The 18,715-nt window shown below is 45.6% G+C and carries 19 protein-coding genes and 1 pseudogene; 18 read left to right on the top strand and 2 right to left on the bottom strand.

The window, feature by feature from the left end; all coding sequences use genetic code 11:
- The 15 genes from urtC (at position 1) to phaC (ending at position 13,565) form a co-directional block, all read left to right on the top strand.
- Entirely contained in the window at positions 1-1,110 is a 1,110-nt protein-coding gene (gene urtC / locus Q0852_RS22200; protein WP_299022310.1) for an urea ABC transporter permease subunit UrtC, read from the top strand.
- An 83-nt stretch (positions 1,111-1,193) separates the two neighbouring features.
- Positions 1,194-2,009 (top strand): urea ABC transporter ATP-binding protein UrtD, encoded by an 816-nt coding sequence (gene urtD, locus Q0852_RS22195; protein ID WP_299022328.1) that lies wholly within the window; start codon positions 1,194-1,196, stop codon positions 2,007-2,009.
- Positions 2,009-2,704: an urea ABC transporter ATP-binding subunit UrtE gene (gene urtE, locus Q0852_RS22190; protein ID WP_299022325.1), complete on the top strand. Its 696-nt coding sequence runs from the start codon at positions 2,009-2,011 to the stop codon at positions 2,702-2,704. The genes urtD and urtE overlap by 1 nt, the downstream gene beginning before the upstream one ends.
- On the top strand, positions 2,701-3,654 hold the full coding sequence (locus tag Q0852_RS22185; RefSeq protein ID WP_299022307.1) for an urease accessory protein UreD: 954 nt from the start codon (positions 2,701-2,703) through the stop codon (positions 3,652-3,654). The genes urtE and Q0852_RS22185 overlap by 4 nt, the downstream gene beginning before the upstream one ends.
- 35 nt (positions 3,655-3,689) lie before the next feature.
- A complete protein-coding gene (gene ureA / locus Q0852_RS22180) occupies positions 3,690-3,992 on the top strand; it encodes an urease subunit gamma (RefSeq protein WP_299022305.1) in 303 nt (100 codons plus the stop codon).
- 8 nt (positions 3,993-4,000) lie between these two features.
- Entirely contained in the window at positions 4,001-4,387 is a 387-nt protein-coding gene (locus Q0852_RS22175) for an urease subunit beta (protein WP_299022302.1), read from the top strand.
- On the top strand, positions 4,388-6,091 hold the full coding sequence (ureC, locus tag Q0852_RS22170; RefSeq protein WP_299022300.1) for an urease subunit alpha: 1,704 nt from the start codon (positions 4,388-4,390) through the stop codon (positions 6,089-6,091). It begins immediately after the preceding gene.
- Between the two features lie 9 nt (positions 6,092-6,100).
- The gene (gene ureE / locus Q0852_RS22165) at positions 6,101-6,604 is read left to right on the top strand and encodes an urease accessory protein UreE (protein WP_299022298.1); all 504 of its coding nucleotides are present in this window, start codon (positions 6,101-6,103) and stop codon (positions 6,602-6,604) included.
- A gap of 80 nt (positions 6,605-6,684) precedes the next feature.
- Positions 6,685-7,356, top strand: a complete 672-nt coding sequence (locus Q0852_RS22160) for a HupE/UreJ family protein (protein ID WP_299022295.1) — start codon at positions 6,685-6,687, stop codon at positions 7,354-7,356.
- A 15-nt stretch (positions 7,357-7,371) separates the two neighbouring features.
- Positions 7,372-8,055, top strand: a complete 684-nt coding sequence (locus Q0852_RS22155) for an urease accessory protein UreF (RefSeq protein ID WP_299022293.1) — start codon at positions 7,372-7,374, stop codon at positions 8,053-8,055.
- Positions 8,056-8,066: 11 nt separating this feature from the next.
- Positions 8,067-8,693, top strand: coding sequence for an urease accessory protein UreG (gene ureG / locus Q0852_RS22150; RefSeq protein WP_299022290.1), 627 nt, complete (start codon positions 8,067-8,069; stop codon positions 8,691-8,693).
- Positions 8,694-9,275: 582 nt separating this feature from the next.
- Positions 9,276-10,016, top strand: a complete 741-nt coding sequence (locus Q0852_RS22145) for an SDR family oxidoreductase (RefSeq protein ID WP_299022288.1) — start codon at positions 9,276-9,278, stop codon at positions 10,014-10,016.
- A gap of 39 nt (positions 10,017-10,055) precedes the next feature.
- Positions 10,056-11,261 carry an acetyl-CoA C-acetyltransferase gene (locus Q0852_RS22140; RefSeq protein WP_299022285.1) on the top strand — a complete coding sequence of 402 codons (1,206 nt, stop codon included), beginning with the start codon at positions 10,056-10,058 and terminating at the stop codon, positions 11,259-11,261.
- A gap of 79 nt (positions 11,262-11,340) precedes the next feature.
- Positions 11,341-11,691: a phasin family protein gene (locus tag Q0852_RS22135; protein WP_299022282.1), complete on the top strand. Its 351-nt coding sequence runs from the start codon at positions 11,341-11,343 to the stop codon at positions 11,689-11,691.
- Positions 11,692-11,753: 62 nt separating this feature from the next.
- Positions 11,754-13,565 carry a class I poly(R)-hydroxyalkanoic acid synthase gene (gene phaC, locus Q0852_RS22130; protein ID WP_299022278.1) on the top strand — a complete coding sequence of 604 codons (1,812 nt, stop codon included), beginning with the start codon at positions 11,754-11,756 and terminating at the stop codon, positions 13,563-13,565.
- 1,437 nt (positions 13,566-15,002) lie between these two features.
- Here the strand turns inward: phaC and Q0852_RS22125 are convergent.
- Together Q0852_RS22125 and Q0852_RS22120 are read right to left on the bottom strand one after the other, a co-directional pair.
- Positions 15,003-15,245 (bottom strand): annotated as a pseudogene (locus Q0852_RS22125) (AzlD domain-containing protein); the annotation flags it as partial.
- Positions 15,246-15,593: 348 nt separating this feature from the next.
- Positions 15,594-15,899: a panthothenate synthetase gene (locus Q0852_RS22120; protein ID WP_299022276.1), complete on the bottom strand. Its 306-nt coding sequence runs from the start codon at positions 15,897-15,899 to the stop codon at positions 15,594-15,596.
- A 290-nt stretch (positions 15,900-16,189) separates the two neighbouring features.
- On the opposite strand from Q0852_RS22120, the gene Q0852_RS22115 reads away from it, so the two are divergent.
- From Q0852_RS22115 to Q0852_RS22105, 3 genes are all read left to right on the top strand, one after another.
- Complete coding sequence (locus tag Q0852_RS22115) at positions 16,190-16,537, top strand: RidA family protein (protein WP_299022274.1); 348 nt, start codon at positions 16,190-16,192, stop codon at positions 16,535-16,537.
- A 479-nt stretch (positions 16,538-17,016) separates the two neighbouring features.
- On the top strand, positions 17,017-18,198 hold the full coding sequence (locus tag Q0852_RS22110; RefSeq protein ID WP_299022271.1) for an HlyD family secretion protein: 1,182 nt from the start codon (positions 17,017-17,019) through the stop codon (positions 18,196-18,198).
- Entirely contained in the window at positions 18,188-18,661 is a 474-nt protein-coding gene (locus Q0852_RS22105; RefSeq protein WP_299022269.1) for a DUF2955 domain-containing protein, read from the top strand. Before Q0852_RS22110 ends, Q0852_RS22105 begins: the two co-directional genes overlap by 11 nt.
- The last annotated feature ends 54 nt before the right edge of the window (positions 18,662-18,715 follow it).

Raw genomic sequence — 18,715 nt, 5'->3', positions numbered from 1 at the left:
ATGTTTAAAACAATCTTAAAAGATGATCGTGGCGGACAATTGATGCTGGCTTTGTTATTGGTTATGGGATTTGTTATTCCGGCTTCAAATCTTCTGATCCCGCAGGGGCACGTCTTGCATGTTGAAACTTATACTATCACTTTGCTGGGTAAATACCTGACTTATGCCTTACTGGCACTGGCGGTTGATCTTGTTTGGGGATATCTCGGAATTTTGAGTCTTGGCCACGGGGCTTTTTTTGCTCTCGGTGGATATGCCATGGGCATGTACCTGATGCGCCAGATTGGCGATCGCGGGGTTTATGGCGATCCGCTCTTGCCTGATTTTATGGTGTTTCTGAACTGGAAGGAGTTGCCATGGTTCTGGCATGGGTTCGATATGTTTTGGTTTGCCTGTCTGATGGTTGTGCTCGTACCGGGAGTACTGGCCTGGATCTTTGGATATCTGGCTTTTCGCTCAAGGGTATCGGGGGTTTACCTTTCGATCATGACCCAGGCGCTGACTTTTGCGCTGATGCTGGCTTTTTTCCGTAATGAAATGGGGTTTGGTGGCAACAACGGGCTGACAGACTTTAAAGACATGCTGGGATTTAGCCTGCAATCGGACGGAACACGGATAGCACTGTTTGTTGCTTCAGTTATAGCTTTGATTGTTGGCTATCTGGTCTGCCGCGCAGTGATTGCCAGCCGTTTAGGTAAAGTGGCGATTGCAATGCGGGATGCTGAATCACGTGTTCGTTTTATCGGTTATGACGTTGATCAGATCAAGCTATGGATCTTCATACTTTCAGCGGTGCTTGCCGGTGTTGCCGGGGCGCTGTATGTCCCACAGGTCGGTATAATCAACCCGGGAGAATTTGCCCCGCTCAATTCCATTGAGATTGTGGTGTGGGTAGCTCTCGGAGGTCGGGCAACGCTGTTTGGTGCTGTCGTTGGCGCGTTACTTATTAATTACGCTAAAAGCTGGTTCACCATTGAGTTTCCCGAAGTCTGGTTATTTGCGCTTGGGAGCCTGTTTGTTCTGGCGACCTTGTTCCTGCCTGAAGGTATCACCGGTTTTATTTCTAGATACTTTTCCCGCAAAGCGTCTCCTAAGGAGGCTGCATTATGACCACAATGCCTCAGCCGCTCTCACCGCAGAAGCTGTTAAAAGATGATAACGATAATTTACCGGGTTCCCGGTTTCGCAAGAGGATGAAAAATCTGGTTCGTCGCGATCAGGTGTTCGAATTTCTCAAGCCTCAGCATCACCCTTTGCTCGATACGCGACACAATATTTTGCTGTATATCGAAGGTGTGACTAAGTCATTTGATGGATTCAAAGCCATTGATGATCTGAATTTATACATTAAAGAGGGCGAGCTACGTTGCATTATCGGCCCGAATGGGGCTGGTAAAACGACCATGATGGACATCATTACCGGCAAAACCCGACCAGATGAGGGCCAAGTGTGGTTAGGCTCCAATATCAACCTTCTTAAGATGGATGAAGCTGAGATTGCCAATGCGGGAATCGGAAGGAAATTCCAGAAACCAACAGTGTTTGAGTGTTTGTCGGTATGGCACAACCTAGAGTTGGCGATGGCCGGTGAGCGTCATGTGCTGGGAGTGTTTCGTGCCCGGTTAAGTGGCGAACAAAGGGATGAAATAGAGCGGGTAATGGCGCTGGTTGGTCTGTCGTTGCATGCCCGTGCATTGGCCGGAAACCTTTCTCACGGACAGAAGCAATGGCTGGAAATTGGTATGTTGCTAATGCAAAAGCCAAAGTTGTTACTGGTGGATGAGCCCGTCGCCGGTATGACTCATCAGGAGATGGATCGGACTGCTGAGCTACTTACCTCGCTGGCAGGTGAACATTCTGTAGTGGTCGTTGAACATGACATGGATTTTGTTCGTTCAATTGCCAGCAAGGTTTCTGTGTTGCATCAGGGACATTTACTGGCAGAGGGTTCAATGGGGGAGATCCAGTCGGATCCTCGGGTTAAGGAAGTCTATCTGGGAGAGTCATGATGCTAGAAATCAGGGGGCTGAATCAATTCTATGGTGAGAGCCATACCTTATGGGATCTGGAAATCACGGTACCTGAAGGTGAGTGTACCGTGTTGATGGGGCGTAATGGTGTTGGAAAAACTACCTTGTTGCAATGTGTGATGGGATTGTTGCCGATCGATAGTGGGGAAATTGTTCTGGAAGGTAAAGAGATCAGTACCTTGCCAGCTGAAAGTCGCCCTCGGCATGGAATTGGTTATGTTCCGCAAGGAAGACAGATTTTTTCATTGCTTACTGTAGAAGAAAATCTCCAGATAGGTTTGCCGATTCGTGCCAAAGGTGATCGCATGATCCCAGAGTATATCTATGATTTATTTCCGGTACTGAAAGAGATGCTCCATCGTCGTGGTGGTGATCTCTCTGGTGGGCAGCAGCAACAGCTGGCGATTGCCCGTGCGCTCGTTGTTAATCCGCGCTTGCTTATTCTTGATGAGCCAACAGAAGGGATCCAGCCCAATATTGTTCAGGAAATTGCAGACATTATTTGCAAACTTAATCGTGAATTGGGACTGACAGTATTACTGGTCGAGCAGAAGTTGCCTTTTGCCCGAAAGGTCGGGGATCACTTTTTCTTACTTGACCGGGGACGAGCTGTTGCTAAGGGAGAAATGGGACAGCTCAATGAGCAGCTGATCAGGGAGTACCTGACTGTATGACAATTATGCCGGAAAACGGTTTTTCACATAGCGATTTGTTATCACCGAAAACATCGATTGCTGCGGTTACACCGAAGCCGACTCAACTCGAGCTCGAAGCGCAGCAAGGGTGGCGTGCACAGTTGGCGTTAGGCTTTGCTGCCCAGCCAACAAAGACCGTATTGAAGTATCGTCTACAGCAGGGACCTTTGGCTGTCCAGCGCCCTCTTTATCCTGAAGGCGAGGTTTGCCATACCTACTTACTGCATCCTCCCGGCGGCGTTGTCGGTGGGGACAAATTGTCTATTACGGCGTGTTGCGAACCGGAGGCCAAAGCCTTGGTAACAACACCGGGAGCGACCAAATTCTATCGTTCGGCAGGCCCATATGCTTGTCAGAAGCAGCAGCTAACAGTGAAAAAAGGTGCCGTGTTGGAGTGGTTTCCCCAGGAAAATATTTATTTTCCTGAAGCGAAAGTGCGGATGGATACGGAAATCAATGTTGAGTCCGGAGGTCGATTCATCGGTTGGGAAATGCACTGTTTTGGGCGACCTGCACTAAAAGAGGGCTTTATTGATGGGAGTGTCTTTGGCTGTACCCGGCTAAACATTGGCAATACGCTTGTTTTGGCTGAGCAATTAAATATTCAGGGAAGTGATCAGCACCAGTTGTATGCGGGTTTGCGGGGGCATTCGATGCTCGCAACCATGATTGTGACTGAATCTGATGAGGATTTACTCAATCTGGTACAGACCTTGCTGAATCAATATCAGAAATACTTGTTAGAAAACAAGGTGGTTTCTGGTGTCACTGAAGTTGCCGACATTGATGACAAGCATCGAGTACTGGTGGTTCGGGCTATGGGAAACGGGACCGAACCTATCATGATGTTGTTTAGTCAGATCTGGCAAACAGTCAGGCAGCATTGGCAGGGAAGGCTGCCGAGTATCCCGAGGATATGGGCAACCTGAATAAACTGGTGTGATGAATTGTGCGGGAGAGATAGATGGAACTGACACCCAGAGAGAAGGACAAGCTGTTAATTTTTACGGCGGCTTTGTTGGCAGAGAGACGCCGCGACAAGGGCCTGAAGCTTAATTACCCCGAATCGGTTGCCTTGATTAGCGCGGCAATCATGGAAGGTGCAAGGGAGGGCCGAACCGTTGCAGAGCTGATGGATTTTGGCCGAACGATATTGTCTGCCGATGAGGTGATGGAAGGTGTCGCAGCAATGATCCATGACGTTCAGGTTGAGGCTACATTCCCGGACGGCACCAAACTGGTGACTGTTCATGAGCCGATTGTGTGAGGTGTGCAATGTCTGAAAAAAAGTCAATGCCAGGGAGTCATGTTATTCCCGGTGAACTCCAGTGTGCGGAAGGTGACATCGAGATCAATACTGAGCGGGCGGTGATATCTGTTGCGGTCGCTAATTTGGGAGATCGCCCGATTCAGGTCGGCTCTCATTACCACTTTTTTGAAGTGAATGAGTCTTTGGATTTCAAACGGGATGTAACGCTTGGTTATCGGCTTAATATTGCGGCCGGAACCGCAATTCGTTTTGAACCCGGACAGATTCGAACTGTTGAGCTAGTAAGTTTTGGCGGGACTCAAATCATATATGGATTTCAGGGAAAAGTAATGGGAGCCGTGGATATGGAACTGCCACTGACAGGCACTGATAGCATGGAGGCTGAGAGCTAGATGGCAACGATATCACGACAGGCTTACGGTGAGATGTTCGGGCCGACAACCGGAGACAGGCTGCGGTTGGCGGATACAGAGCTTTGGTTGGAAGTCGAAAAAGATTACACCTGCTATGGTGATGAGGTGAAATTTGGCGGTGGTAAGGTGATCCGCGATGGTATGGGGCAAAGTCAGCAGCCATCGGCTTTTACACCGGATCTGGTGATCACCAATGCGGTTGTTCTTGATTACTGGGGCATCGTTAAAGCGGATGTTGCCGTCAAGAACGGGCGCATCAGTGCTATTGGTAAAGCTGGCAATCCTGATGTTCAGTCTGGTGTTGATATTGTGATTGGGCCGGGAACTGAGATTCTGGCCGGAGAAGGCTCAATCCTGACGGCTGGCGGCATTGACTCTCATATTCACTTTATCTGCCCGCAGCAAATTGAAGAGGCGCTGTGCTCGGGGATCACAACCATGCTTGGGGGCGGAACTGGCCCTGCGACCGGAACCAATGCGACAACCTGTACACCGGGGCCATGGAATATTCATCGGATGTTGGAGTCGTTAGATCATTTCCCGATGAATTTTGGCCTGCTTGGAAAAGGTAATACTAGTCTGCCGGAGGCTCTGCATGAGCAAGTTGAAGCTGGAGCTATCGGGTTGAAGTTGCATGAAGACTGGGGAACAACCCCCGCTTCAATTGATAACTGCCTGACTGTGGCTGATGACACAGATGTTCAGGTCGCTATTCATACCGATACCCTTAACGAGTCCGGTTTTGTGGAATCGACACTGGCTGCGATCGGGGAGCGGGTTATTCATACTTACCATACGGAAGGGGCGGGCGGCGGTCATGCGCCGGATATTATTCGGGCGTGTGGTGAATCGAACGTGCTGCCATCGTCTACCAATCCGACCCGGCCATATACCGTTAATACAGTGGATGAGCATTTAGACATGTTGATGGTATGCCATCATCTTTCACCGTCGATTGCTGAAGATGTGGCTTTTGCTGAATCGCGTATCCGCCGTGAAACCATTGCAGCCGAAGATATTCTCCATGATTTGGGGGCATTTTCGATGATTGCTTCAGATTCTCAGGCAATGGGCCGGGTTGGTGAAGTGATCTCCCGTACCTGGCAGACAGCGCATAAGATGAAGGTTCAACGTGGGAGTCTGCATCAGGATTCCAGTTATAGCGATAACTTTCGCCTCAGACGTTACATCGCTAAATATACTATCAACCCTGCAATAACTCATGGTATCAGCCATGAAGTGGGTTCGATTGAAGTCGGAAAGCTTGCCGACCTGGTTCTCTGGAAACCCGCATTTTTCGGGGTAAAACCGAGTTCGGTTATTAAGGGGGGGATGATTGCGGTAGCCCCGATGGGCGATCCTAATGGCTCGATCCCGACGCCGCAACCGGTTCATTACCGCTCCATGTTTGGCAGCTATGGAAAAGCCAGTCAGAACACCTCGATGCTGTTTCTTTCCGGACAGGCAAAAGCTGCAGGTGTTGCTGCTCAGCTGGGTTTGCAGAGCCTAATTGGGGTTGCTAAGGGCTGTCGGGATATCAGCAAGGCCGATATGGTGCTCAATGATTGGCAGCCAGACATTGAAGTTGACTCTCAGACTTATCAGGTGCGGGCCGATGGTGAGCTGTTGATTTGCGAGCCTGCGGATGTGTTACCGATGGCGCAGCGATATTTTTTGTTCTAGGGGATTCGGATGATTGTATTAACGCAAGTTTTACCAGTAGAAGAGTCTGAGGCATTTGATGTGACATTGAGCCTGCCCATTGATTTACGAATAAAGAGTCGCCTTAAGGTTATTCTGGATGATGGCCGGGAGGCGGGGTTGTTTTTACCTAGGGGAAGGATCCTTCGCGGTGGTGATGTGTTGCAGAGTGAGCACGGAGTAAGGGTTAAGATCCGGGCTGCCAGTGAGAGTGTGTCAACGGTATATTGTCGTGATCCCCACCTTATGGCCCGTGTTTGTTATCATTTGGGAAACCGTCACGTTCCATTACAAATCAAACCCGATTGGGTGCGATATCAGCATGATCACGTTCTTGATGAAATGGTCAGTGGATTAGGTGCTGAAGTCGTTTCTGAATTAGCACCATTTGAACCTGAGTCCGGGGCGTATGGAGGAACTCGTGGCGGGCATTCCCATACTTACTCTCATGATCATAGCCATTCGCATGTTGGTGGGTATATCCCCCACAACTAACTGCGTGCGCCAATCTGTAAACAATATCTAACAAACATAACGAGCATGAGGCTCAATCACGACAAGGCAAGGAAATAGATATGGCCAAATTAGTGTTTACCCGTTCAATATCAAAGGCTTCAACGAGTAAAACAGCAGCGTTAATTGCGCTATTTGTCTCGGCTCCGGCATTGGCTCACAACGGCGGAGATTATTTTAGTTTCGCGAATTCGGGAGGCGAGTTGCTCTCTGGATTTTTAGCTGGGATTACCCACCCGCTGACAGGCATTGATCATCTGATGATGCTCATTGGGGTCGGATTAATTGCGGCCAGCTATAAACAAAGCAAACAGAGGTCGACAAGCTATGGTCTGCTCTTTGGTGCTCTGTTTTGTATGTTGTTGGGGCTAGGTATTGGATTATTGTCCGCTTCTGACACTGGAGCTGACCTAGCAGGTGGTATTGAGCAGATGATTCTTGCCTCGGTGTTTGTTGCTGCTTCTACAGCCGTTGTCGCGGCCAGTAATAAATCAGGAAGGGGCCGCCGGATCTTTGCGTTGCTGTCTGTTGCCTCTACCACAATGTTGATTTTTCACGGTTGGGTGCATGGCCTGGAGGCTTCGTCAGCCAGCCTGATGGTCTTTGCTCCGGGTATGTTACTCAGTGCCAGTTTGTTGAGTGGGCTGGGATATCAGCTTGGCCGCGTTGTCACTCCTAAGTGGCAAGGAGCGTTATTGGGAGCAAGTGGTGTCTTGCTTGCCATAACCGGTTAATTGTCGGGAAAAACGATGAGCGATACCAAGAGTGTATTAGCTGATTTTCGTCTGTATCAGTTGATGAGCCCATCTTTGCCGATTGGTGCGTTTACCTACTCACAAGGTTTGGAATGGGCGGTCGAACAAGGTTGGGTGACCGATCAAAATAGCCTGCAAGGTTGGTTACTCGACATACTTCACCATAGTTTGGTGACATTGGAATTACCGATTTTGCGTCGGTTATACCAGGCGGCGGAAATGCAGGATATAAAGGCGTTGAAGTATTGGAATCAGTGCCTTTACGCTAACCGCGAGACCAAAGAATTGCGCCTGGAGGAGCAACAACGGGGGCTTGCGACGGTTCGATTGCTAAATCAATTAGATGAGCAATTTGCTCCAATTCTCAATGAACTTGAGCAGGATAACCAGCTGGTTGCGTTTGCATTGGCGGCCAATGCTTGGAAAATTGATATTGAAAGTCTTTGTGCTGGTTATCTATGGAGCTGGCTTGAAAATGCAACGATGGCTGGAGTGAAGTTGATTCCGTTGGGGCAAACGGCCGGACAGCAGATTTTGCTGTCGGCATCAACGCAATTGCCTGCGGCTTTGGCGGCATCAATGTTGGTTAACGATCATGAAATAGGCAGTTTTACCTCGGCTCAGGTCATAGCTAGCAGCCGACATGAAACACAATATACAAGGCTTTATCGTTCTTAGGGGGAAGAAAAATGACAGCATATAAATCACCATTACGGGTTGGGGTAGGTGGCCCTGTTGGATCGGGTAAAACTGCATTGCTTGAAGCATTGTGTAAGACCATTCGTGACCAGTACAACATCGCTGTTGTGACCAACGATATATATACCCAGGAAGATGCCAAAATTCTGACCCGTGCAGAAGCACTTGAAGCTGACCGCATTATTGGCGTTGAAACCGGGGGCTGTCCCCATACTGCGATCCGTGAAGATGCCTCAATGAATTTGGCGGCGGTCGAAGAACTGGCGGAGCGCCACCAGAATTTAGACGTAGTATTTATTGAAAGTGGAGGAGATAACCTGAGCGCAACTTTTAGTCCGGAGTTGGCTGATTTGACGATATATGTAATTGATGTAGCCGAAGGTGAGAAGATCCCAAGGAAAGGCGGGCCGGGTATTACGCGATCAGATTTACTGGTGATCAATAAGATTGATCTGGCTCCTTATGTTGGGGCCTCATTAGAAGTGATGGATCAGGATACCAGGCGTATGCGACCGAATAAGCCTTATGTGTTTACTAACCTTAGGGAAGGTAAGGGGCTGTCAGACATTATCGATTTTGTAGTTATACAAGGAATGCTTGATGGGTCACCATGTTGATTAAGAACAGCTTGTAAATGGGAAGCCAAAATCATTGGCTTCCCACTATCTGAGAATATTAGGGAAATAAATTGTTAGTTTTAACTGTACTAGTACTTTTACACTTTAAAAGTGAGGTTACGGAACTATCATTAATCAGGCCAATAAAATAATCCTTATATATTTCCATTTTTTTGGTGCGAAATATCCCTCAAATAAACTTCCTCAACGTTATATTTTATTCACGTCATATTACTGAGTTTTATGTTTATGGATTTCGCGTTGGCATAGACGTAAATGCAAAATTATCATAACAACTGTCAGTTGCGCCGTTACACCCGATAAGTGTGATTCTATTCAGGAATATTGGTACGACCATTGATGCTGTGTGTTGATATTAATATGTGCGTATGTTCTTATAATGTTTATGCGGCAGAGTGGTCACGAAAGTGGTGTCTAATAAAGATAAATTTATAAAAGATTCGGTAATAAACCGAGTTATAACTTGGGTTTGAAAAGGACGTTTAATGATGTGTTGGTAATTATATTCTGTCATGTCAATATTTTAAATAACCCATCATTGATGGGCTGGAGTCTTCTGAAGTGGAAAAAAAAGCATTAGTAACTGGTGCGAAAGGTGGTATCAGATCAGCAATTACTAACTCTTTAATTGAGGCTGGATACCGGGTGATTGCGGCCTACTATCCAAGTGGGGAAGCATGTGCAAAGGAATGGTTTAAAAAGAATAAATATTCAGATGAACAAGTAAGACTCTATCCATTAGATGTTACAGATACAGATTACTGTGATGAGGCGATTGCAACATTGTTGCAGGAAGAGGGAAACATTGATGTGCTGGTTAATAATGCTGGGATCACCCGTGATACGACATTTAAACGGATGACGGCGAAGCAATGGAATGAGGTAATTACAACAAACTTAAATAGCTTGTATAACGTCACTCATCCATTATTTTCGTCTATGTGTGACAGTGGTAATGCACGAATTATTAATATCTCTTCGGTCAATGGCCTGAAAGGTCAGTTTGGCCAAACCAACTATTCGGCTGCAAAGGCTGGCATGATTGGCTTTACAAAAGCACTTGCCGCAGAGGGAGCTCGCTATGGTGTCACTGTCAATGCAATTGCACCTGGTTATACAGGTACGCCAATGGTAGAGGACATCAAGCCAGAAGTTCTTGATTCAATCAAAGCTGAAATTCCGATGAAGCGCCTTGCTGAACCCAAAGAAGTTGCTGCAGCGGTTATTTTTCTGGCTAGTGATGCGGCGGCATATATTACGGGCGAAACCTTGTCTGTAAATGGTGGTTTATACATGCGCTGATAGTTGGTTTAGTAATTTTTAGGAAAGGACGCTAAAGAAATGACTAAAGTTTTTATTGTGGCTGCAAAACGTACCCCAATGGGTAGCTTTAATGGTTCGCTTAAATCTGTACCGGCATCAAAATTAGCAGCCGTTGCGATCAAAGCTGCTTTGAAAGAGGCGGACGTTGATCCGGTAAACGTTGATGAAGTGATTCTGGGTAATGTGGTTGGCGCAGGTCAAGGTATGGGCCCGGGTCGACAGGCTGCCATCTATGCAGATATCCCTCAGGAAGTACCGGCATATAGCCTGAATATGGTTTGCGGTAGTGGTATGAAGGCGGTTATGGACGCCGCGGCTCATATTAAGGCAGGAGATGCTGACTTGGTTGTAGCTGCGGGTGCTGAGAACATGTCGCAGATTCCATTCTGTGTGTCCTCGAAAATTCGTGACGGCCAAAAAATGGGTGGTCTTGAGATGTCAGATCTACTGATCTCTGACGGTTTGACTGATGTATTCAATAACTACCACATGGGGATGACTGCTGAAAATATAGTCGAAAAAGTTGGTCTTACCCGAGAGCAGCAAGACAACTTCGCGCTGGCTAGCCAACAAAAAGCGGTTGCTGCTATCGAACAAGGCAAATTTGTAGATGAAATTGTCCCTGTTGAAGTTACTGTGCGTCGCCAAACAAAGCTTGTCGATACCGACGAGTATCCAAAAGCAGATGCAACGATTGATGGCTTGGCAAAATTGCGCCCGGCATTCAAGAAAGACGGTTCAGTGACAGCTGGTAATGCATCAGGAATCAATGATGGTGGAAGCGCAATCATTGTGGCATCGGAAGCTGCAGTGGAGAAATATAACCTGACACCGCTTGCTGAAATTGAAAGTTATGCCCAGGGCGGTGTAGGTCCTGAAGTTATGGGGTTAGGCCCTGTTCCTGCGACAGTCAAGGCACTTGAAAAAGCCAACCTTGATATTAATACAGTGGGTTTATTCGAATTTAATGAAGCATTTGCCGGTCAGGCTCTGGGTGTACTTCACCAACTTTCAGACAAACTGGAAACTAAAGTAGAAGACTTGGCGGAACGCTCGAATGTAAATGGTGGTGCTATTGCTCTAGGACATCCTCTAGGTGCATCAGGTAACCGCATTCTCGTAAGTCTTCTTCATGAAATGCGTCGCCGAGGTACAGAGTATGGTCTTGCAACCCTCTGTATCGGTGGCGGTATGGGAACGGCTGTCGTTCTGAAAAACGTTTAATCGGAATTTTTTGATTGTACCTAGTAATCATCATGGCCTAGGTACATCACTCTTTACTTAATAATTGAAGGAAAAAGCTATGTATACGGAAATGTTTAAATCTTTCTCTGAGCAGACTGAAAAATCACTAGCGCCATACGTTAAGTTTAATAAGTTGTTTACTAAAAACGTTGAAGAGCTAACTGAACTTCAGCTTGCGGCAGTTCGCGCATATAGCGAACTTGGCCTAACTCAGATGAAAGCAATCAGCGATGTGAAAGACGTACAGTCTTTTGCCGCCTTCAATAGCCAGCAACTTGAAACTCTAACTAAGCTATCTCAGCAATTGATCGACGACAGTAACAAGTTCAATGCGATTGCTCAGTCTTTTAAGACAGAGGTAGAAGAGCTAGTTTCAGAGAATGTACAGCAGGCTACCCCAGCTCAATAATGACCACTCAGCCGCCCCTTTCAAGGGGCGGCTTTATTAGTCTAAGTTCAGAGGTCATTGGAATGAACTATAACTTCTTTGCGGACTACTTTGCCAAGCTCCAAGATATGAACCAAGTATGGTGGAAGGAGCTGGAGTCTGGCAAGGCAGCCATGAATACTCCCCTTAATAAAGCGTTTAATGAAATTAACCTGGAGGATACTGCAGAGTTAATTGAAAAAGCAGCCGCGCAACCAGCCACTCTTGCCAAAGTGCAAATGGACTGGTGGGAAAATCAAATGAAGATCTTGCAAAACGTCACTATGAAAAATGGGGATAATTCAGATCTTATTCAGCCCGAAAAAGATGATAAACGTTTCGTTGATCCGGCCTGGGACAATGAAGTGTTTTATAACTATATAAAGCAGTCTTATCTGCTTTTTAGCAATACGATGAGAGAAATAATAGACTCGATCGATGGTTTGGATGCACAAGCCAAAGAAAGGCTGAGTTTCTTTTCTCGTCAGGCAATTAACGCTCTTTCACCGACAAACTTCATTACAACCAATCCAGAGCTAGCCAAGTTGACGTTTGAGACAAATGGCCAGAACTTGGTTAAGGGAATGGAGTTACTTCAGGAAGATATGCAGGCTAGTGCGGATGTGCTTAAAATCCGTATGACTAATGATGAAGCCTTCCAGCTTGGTAAAAATGTTGCTAATACAGGCGGTGATGTTGTTTTCAAGAACGAGCTGTTTGAGTTGATTCAATACAAGCCGTTAACTGAAAAGGTAAAGGCAACTCCGATTCTGATCGTGCCGCCATTTATCAATAAGTACTATATTCTGGATCTTCGTGAGAAGAACTCGATGGTACGTTGGCTGGTGGAGCAGGGACATACAGTCTTTATGATGTCCTGGCGTAATCCGGATGCCAGCATGGTTGATGTCGACTTCGAACACTATGTTCTTGATGGTGTTGTGAAGGCGGTGGATGCTGCGGTTGATATTTCAGGCGAGAAGCAGATCAATGCTGCTGGCTATTGTATCGGCGGTACTTTGCTGGCTGTCGCACTGGCTTACTATTCTGGTAAGCGTATGCGTAGCCGTGTGAAGTCTGCATCATTCTTTACAACACTGCTGGACTTCTCGCAGCCGGGTGAAATTGGCGCTTATATTAACGACCCACTTGTTTCTGCTATTGAAGCTCAGAATGAAGCCAAAGGCTACATGGATGGTCGCTCGCTAAGCGTAACCTTCAGTTTGCTACGTGAAAACAGCTTGTACTGGAACTACTACATCAATAACTACCTGAAGGGTAATAGTCCAATTGACTTCGACTTACTCTACTGGAACGGTGATAGTACTAACGTGTCGGTGGCATGCCACAGCACATTGCTGCGTCAGTTCTACCTTGAGAACAAGCTAACAGAACCGAAAGGATACAAGGTTGGTGGTGTTTATATTGATCTGACTAAGATCAAAGTACCATCATACTTTATTTCCACCCAGGACGATCATATTGCGTTGTGGCAGGGTACATACCGAGGAGCGCAGAACCTTAATGGTAAGTCGACCTTTGTGTTGGGCGAATCTGGTCATATTGCCGGTATTGTTAACCATCCAGCTAAAAATAAGTACGGGTTCTGGCTCAATGATAAATTAGAGTCTGATCCTGAAGCATGGCTTTCTGGTGCTCAGCGTCATGAAGGTTCATGGTGGGGACATTGGAATGACTGGATGGCTGGGTTTGAATCAGCTGAACAGATTGATGCCCGTTCACCCGGTAATGCTAACTATCCTGTTATTAGTCAAGCTCCTGGTCGCTATGTATTGCAGACACTTCCAATTGAAGTATCGAATGCGCTAGAGGAAGAGCAACTGCAAGAAGCATGATTGTTTAGCATTCAATAGTGATAGAAATAGGCTTAAACCAGCGGATTACCCGCTGGTTTTTTGATTATAAACGGTATGTGAGATTTAAATGCATTTTGCTGTAAAAGCATGCGCTCATGTGTCATTTAATAAGTGGTCTATTCAGTTATTTTCATAATTAGTGATAGAATGCATAAGTTATTCAACGTGTAGAAGTGGACGAACTAAAAAGCCGCATGGAAGCGGCAAAAAATTCGAGTAACTCTCCTTTTTCCTCGCCATTATCCTTTTCATAAAATGAATAAAATTTCTAACTATTAGCAATGGCTAATAGTTATCGCGATAGATAAGTCGATTTATCAGCTAACAATTATTTATTGTTCACTCTCGATCTGAAAGCAGATTTTATTTGTGACGGTTGATTATCGGAGTCGCTTGTTGAGTTCAGAATAATTTTTCCCACCTATGATAGGTGTTTATATGCCAATGTATTAATATGGTAGTGGTTATTTATTATTAATAAGCTATTTTATTGGCGGGTTTTCAATTAATTGACATTAATGGATGTGATAAATGGTTTAATTTTTGACGTCTGACGGTAGGCCAGTACAACTGGCAGAGAATTAACTTATGCGTAATGTGGTATGTTTGAGAGTGATGTGGCTATTTCAGTCATACATTAATGTGTGTTTCCATTGGTTTTACATGAAGGTTCGTACTTTGTTCACACATTTAAAGGTGATTTGTATTTCGTTTGCTTTTATTGTGGTTGTTGTTCTTTCATTGTTTTTCATTATGCGCTGTCACGAGTCATTGGGAAAGCATTCCCTTTTAAGGCAACCTCATCGCTTTTTTTATGGTTGATGTATGTTAACGGGCTCCTAAGCTAACCTACGACCATGGCTGACATCTCCCCCGATGGTGGTATTTTCATTAGCAATTATTATATTTGATGCGTATTGTTTTTATGACGCTGGTTATTTGGCGGTAACGTATCAGAATATTTGAGGGTAATAACACTCTATATGCATAAAATGCCACAAAATATAAATTTTGTTTAAGAAAGACGAGACCTGGTCGCTTGTAAATATTAACCAATAATAATATTGAGCAATAACACCAATGATTCGTCTATATGCACAATTTTCACAAAAAAATCCAGCAATCCATTGCGTGAACTTAGGCGTGATGTTTTTACTTGTCCTGTTAAGTACTTACCAGTTATTGGCAAATGAGCAACTTGAGTATGCTATTGGCTTGATGGCACCGATACTGCCTATGTTCATATTTGCCAAGGCATCAGATTACCGACGCAAGTATTTGCATGATTAAATTGGTAACAGTGGCGCTTTGAACTAATTTTGCCATTGCACTGTTGTACATAGGCGTCGTTGAAAAAAAAGAATTCACTAAAGCCGTATTCGTATTCATCGAGTGCGGCTTTTTAATATCAGGCAGTTATATTCCCCCAAATGCATTGATTAGGAAGAATAGTCCCATACTGATTACTGTCGTGAGAAGGACATTTTGGGTTTTCCAGGCGATGATGCCGGCATTGAACGCGGTTATTAGATAAGGCTTCTGTGCCGATAAATTAAGCTTATCTTCTGGCAAAAACACAATGGGAGCCCAAATTGCTGTTAGTACTGCCGGGCTTGAATATCTTAGTAACTTTTGAGTCTCCGCGTTGAGCCTTCGTGGCTATGACGGGAAAAGTTTTGCTGATGATAATTGGCATCCAGTACTTCGATACCGCCAAGTTCATCGGCAATACTGTAGGTAGCCTTCTCTTGCGGAGAGTTTTTTTTCTTTGTTTGGGGGATGTTGTCTCTTCTCCATTGCCTGCTTGTATTCATTTATTGTGGGTGTGTTGCAGCAAGCCAGTATAACGAATTTAGGGCGCGATCGTTTGTATAAAATTGCGCTTTGCGTTAAAGCTGAAAGCAATTAAATGTAAATGCATGCAGAATGATTGTGAAAGTGCCCATTTGGCGGTTGCGGGCACATTCAGTTTGGTATGAATGGCAAATAACGGTAGTGAACCGGTGATCAGAGCCATTTCTTACCGAGTTGATCCAGGCCAGATGCAGCCAGATCCGCTGGCGTCATCGCTATCCGGAAGTGGCAATTGGCATTAAATACAAGGAAGAAGGGTTCAGCATAGCTGGGGATTTTTGAAGAGTCAGTGATATCGAACACCAGAACCGCACTTCGTTCGCCATTATGCTCTGTAAAGTAGCTATTTTCTGGTTTTATTTCATCAAGAATCCGCTTAAGGATCGCTCCGGCCTTGCCTTCCCTGACTAGTGAATTGAATGGTTCATGGGGAAAATCGACACTCATCAACATTTTCATAGATTGGCGCTCGCTTTGTTGTGTTGTCCGGAAATATGGTTGTGTAGATCGTAGCTGAATTTCACTGTTCTGCCGGGAGATGTTTGGTTCTCTTGCGGCGTAAACGCCGATTATGAGTTTTGTATCGATCTCTACTGGATGAATGTAAGCGATGGTGAAAACTAAGGTCTTCAATTTAAAGTATTCGATGCACGATCAGTGCTGTTTAAACCGTGATTAAATCTCGTTAAAATGCCTCTTCTTTTGCCCCGTAGACAGGGCATTATTCCAAAAAACAAAAAGGCAACAGAATGATCGAACGTCTGGAAACCAAGCAACGTATGAGCCGTATTGTTAAGCATAACGGTACGATCTATCTTTGTGGGCAAGTGTGCGCAGATGCTACAAAAGATATAAAGGAACAAACAGCTACAATGCTGGATAAAGTAGAAGCTCTGTTGGAGCAGGCTGGAAGTGATAAAGAGCATATGTTATCAGCAACTATTTACATCAAAGATATGAAGTATTTTGCTGAAATGAATGAAGTTTGGGACAACTGGGTTCCTGAAGGACACGCTCCAGCGCGTGCCTGTGTGGAAGCAAGCATGGCTCGCGAAGCATTGTTAGTTGAGATTTCCATTATCGCAGCCGAGAAATAAAGTTAATTTAGTCGATATAAAAAAGCAGGCTTTTGATTTGGCCTGTTTTTTATTTCAGCAGCCTTCGTGGTTTTTGTTGAAAGTAAAGCCCATTTCACCCTGTCTACTAGTTTTTAGCGGGTTATAGAGCGATACCCAGCACCGGGTATGTCTAGCCGTCAGGCAAGCTTCTATCGAATATTCATTATGCCGTTCTCGATATCTTGCGAACCCATTAAACCATACTTCTTAGTTATATGTTTCGCTGTAGACCTCAAGCTTAGCATCTAGTTTATTTCCCTGCGCATTGATTGTTGTTTCTGCCTGTTTGAATAATTGGTTTGGAGTTTTTTTATCCAGAAGTTTATGTTGGTTTATGAGTGATTCTCTTTGTTAATGCAAGACAATAATGGTTGTGTGGCTAAGCTTATAGCGGACAAGTGAGTGCTGTTTGAATCGAGCTTCTGGGTGTGAGTTGATAATTCTAACGGAGCCATTGTATGTCTGATGAGAACATGCCGAATGTTCAGGCCGAACCGGGCGAGCGCATAACGGTTAAGGCGGGAAAGCCGAAGCGGGTGAAAAAAGAACGAACCGGAAAATCGAAGAAAGAAAGGTCGCCGCAAGAACAAGTTAAGCGGATGACGTTAATGGTATTCTTGGTTTGTGTTGGCCTATTCGTATTTTACGTCTTTGCAGACCGCTATATTCCATCGACTGATATGGCTAGGGTCAGGGGATATGTGATCCCTGTGACACCTTTGGTTTCTGGCCGAGTGGTGGAAGTATCGGTTGAGCCTAATCAGGTTGTAAAGGCTGGCGATCCGCTGGTCAGAATTGACCCGGCTGATTACAAACTTGCTGTTGAAGAGGCAGAGCAGGGGCTGGTGAAGGCCGGTAAAAAGGTAGGGGCGGAGACTGCGTCAGTGGCTTCAGCTCAGGCTAAGTTGTCAGATACGTTGGCTAATCAGGCACATGTTCGAAATCAGGCCGCGCGTATTCTGGCGATGACAAAGAAAGGTATCGTGCCAAAGGCTGAAGCAGATAAGATGCGGGCGTCACTGGCGAGTGCCAAAGCTCAGGTCGAATCGGCACAGGCAAATTTAGAACAGGCGAAAACACAGCTGGGAGCCAAAGGAAAAGATAATAGCCAAATGAAATCGGCTCTGCTTAGGTTACAAAAAGCGCAGCTTGATCTTGAACGAACTGTATTACGGGCTCCTGCGATTGGCGGGGTATCAAATTTTCGGCTTGATGAAGGTTTTTACGCCCGTTCGGGTCAACCGCTGCTGACTTTTGTGTCAGGAGAAGATGTCTGGATTGATGCATATTTTCGTGAAAATAACCTGGGTAACATGATTGTCGGTGATGAGGTCGAAATTCTCCTTGATTATGCCCCTGGGCGGGTGTTCAAGGGCAAAGTTTCCAGCATTGATTGGGGGATTAGTTGGGGGCAAAACGAGCAGGTCGGGCAGCTCGCTTCTGTTTCCCCTCAAACTGGATGGTTGCGGCAGACCCAGCGTTTTCCGGTGACAATCCAATTTGATGACGATAGTGCGCGAGGCCTTCGCCGGGTTGGAGGTCAGGCTGATGTGATTGTCTATACCCAGGAAAATTCAGTGTTGAATATTTTCGGTCGGTTCTGGATCCGCATCATTAGCTGGTTGTCTTATGTCCGCTAAGGAAGAAAGTACACCGTCGCTTGAACAGCAAGATTTATATTCCTGCCGGGTATCACGTTACGTTGTAGGGATAGTGGTTGCTTGTGCTTTGGCCTTTGGTATCGGATGGGGGCTGTCATTTGTCTTTCCTGTCTTTTTGGCAAAGTTTCTGGTTGATTATCCGGTTTCCAGCAAAGAGAAATTTCAGCAGCTGGTATTGGCAATGGTGCTGACCGTTTTGGTGGGGCTTGCTGTCAGCATGGGGATAACAAACTACCCGTTTATACTGCTATTGCTGGTGGCTTTGTTAATGTTCTACGCCTATTACCTGTTTCTCGACCCTTATTGGAACTTCTTCGCTACAATATTGATGATATCGGTTATGTTGCTGCCTTATCTCGGTATTACCAATTCAGCTGTGGCGATTTATGTCGGTACTGGTTTGATGATATCCGGTGTTTTGATCGTGATGCCAACTTGGTGATTTGAACTATAATTTATTTATTTGTTGAGTTACTGGGTGATCTTATTGGCGACG

Source organism: uncultured Photobacterium sp. (genome assembly GCF_947502415.1).
Classification (GTDB): domain Bacteria; phylum Pseudomonadota; class Gammaproteobacteria; order Enterobacterales; family Vibrionaceae; genus Photobacterium.
This window is presented reverse-complemented; position numbering and strand designations above follow the sequence as displayed.

Excerpts from the sequence above, each read along its gene's own strand:
- urtC (WP_299022310.1), top strand. The coding sequence starts at position 1 with ATGTTTAAAACAATCTTAAAAGATGATCGTGGCGGACAATTGATGCTG.
- urtD (WP_299022328.1), top strand. The coding sequence starts at position 1,194 with ATGAAAAATCTGGTTCGTCGCGATCAGGTGTTCGAATTTCTCAAGCCT.
- urtE (WP_299022325.1), top strand. The coding sequence starts at position 2,009 with ATGCTAGAAATCAGGGGGCTGAATCAATTCTATGGTGAGAGCCATACC.
- Q0852_RS22185 (WP_299022307.1), top strand. The coding sequence starts at position 2,701 with ATGACAATTATGCCGGAAAACGGTTTTTCACATAGCGATTTGTTATCA.
- ureA (WP_299022305.1), top strand. The coding sequence starts at position 3,690 with ATGGAACTGACACCCAGAGAGAAGGACAAGCTGTTAATTTTTACGGCG.
- Q0852_RS22175 (WP_299022302.1), top strand. The coding sequence starts at position 4,001 with ATGTCTGAAAAAAAGTCAATGCCAGGGAGTCATGTTATTCCCGGTGAA.
- ureC (WP_299022300.1), top strand. The coding sequence starts at position 4,388 with ATGGCAACGATATCACGACAGGCTTACGGTGAGATGTTCGGGCCGACA.
- ureE (WP_299022298.1), top strand. The coding sequence starts at position 6,101 with ATGATTGTATTAACGCAAGTTTTACCAGTAGAAGAGTCTGAGGCATTT.
- Q0852_RS22160 (WP_299022295.1), top strand. The coding sequence starts at position 6,685 with ATGGCCAAATTAGTGTTTACCCGTTCAATATCAAAGGCTTCAACGAGT.
- Q0852_RS22155 (WP_299022293.1), top strand. The coding sequence starts at position 7,372 with ATGAGCGATACCAAGAGTGTATTAGCTGATTTTCGTCTGTATCAGTTG.
- ureG (WP_299022290.1), top strand. The coding sequence starts at position 8,067 with ATGACAGCATATAAATCACCATTACGGGTTGGGGTAGGTGGCCCTGTT.
- Q0852_RS22140 (WP_299022285.1), top strand. The coding sequence starts at position 10,056 with ATGACTAAAGTTTTTATTGTGGCTGCAAAACGTACCCCAATGGGTAGC.
- Q0852_RS22135 (WP_299022282.1), top strand. The coding sequence starts at position 11,341 with ATGTATACGGAAATGTTTAAATCTTTCTCTGAGCAGACTGAAAAATCA.
- phaC (WP_299022278.1), top strand. The coding sequence starts at position 11,754 with ATGAACTATAACTTCTTTGCGGACTACTTTGCCAAGCTCCAAGATATG.
- Q0852_RS22120 (WP_299022276.1), bottom strand. The coding sequence starts at position 15,899 with ATGAAAATGTTGATGAGTGTCGATTTTCCCCATGAACCATTCAATTCA.
- Q0852_RS22115 (WP_299022274.1), top strand. The coding sequence starts at position 16,190 with ATGATCGAACGTCTGGAAACCAAGCAACGTATGAGCCGTATTGTTAAG.
- Q0852_RS22110 (WP_299022271.1), top strand. The coding sequence starts at position 17,017 with ATGTCTGATGAGAACATGCCGAATGTTCAGGCCGAACCGGGCGAGCGC.
- Q0852_RS22105 (WP_299022269.1), top strand. The coding sequence starts at position 18,188 with ATGTCCGCTAAGGAAGAAAGTACACCGTCGCTTGAACAGCAAGATTTA.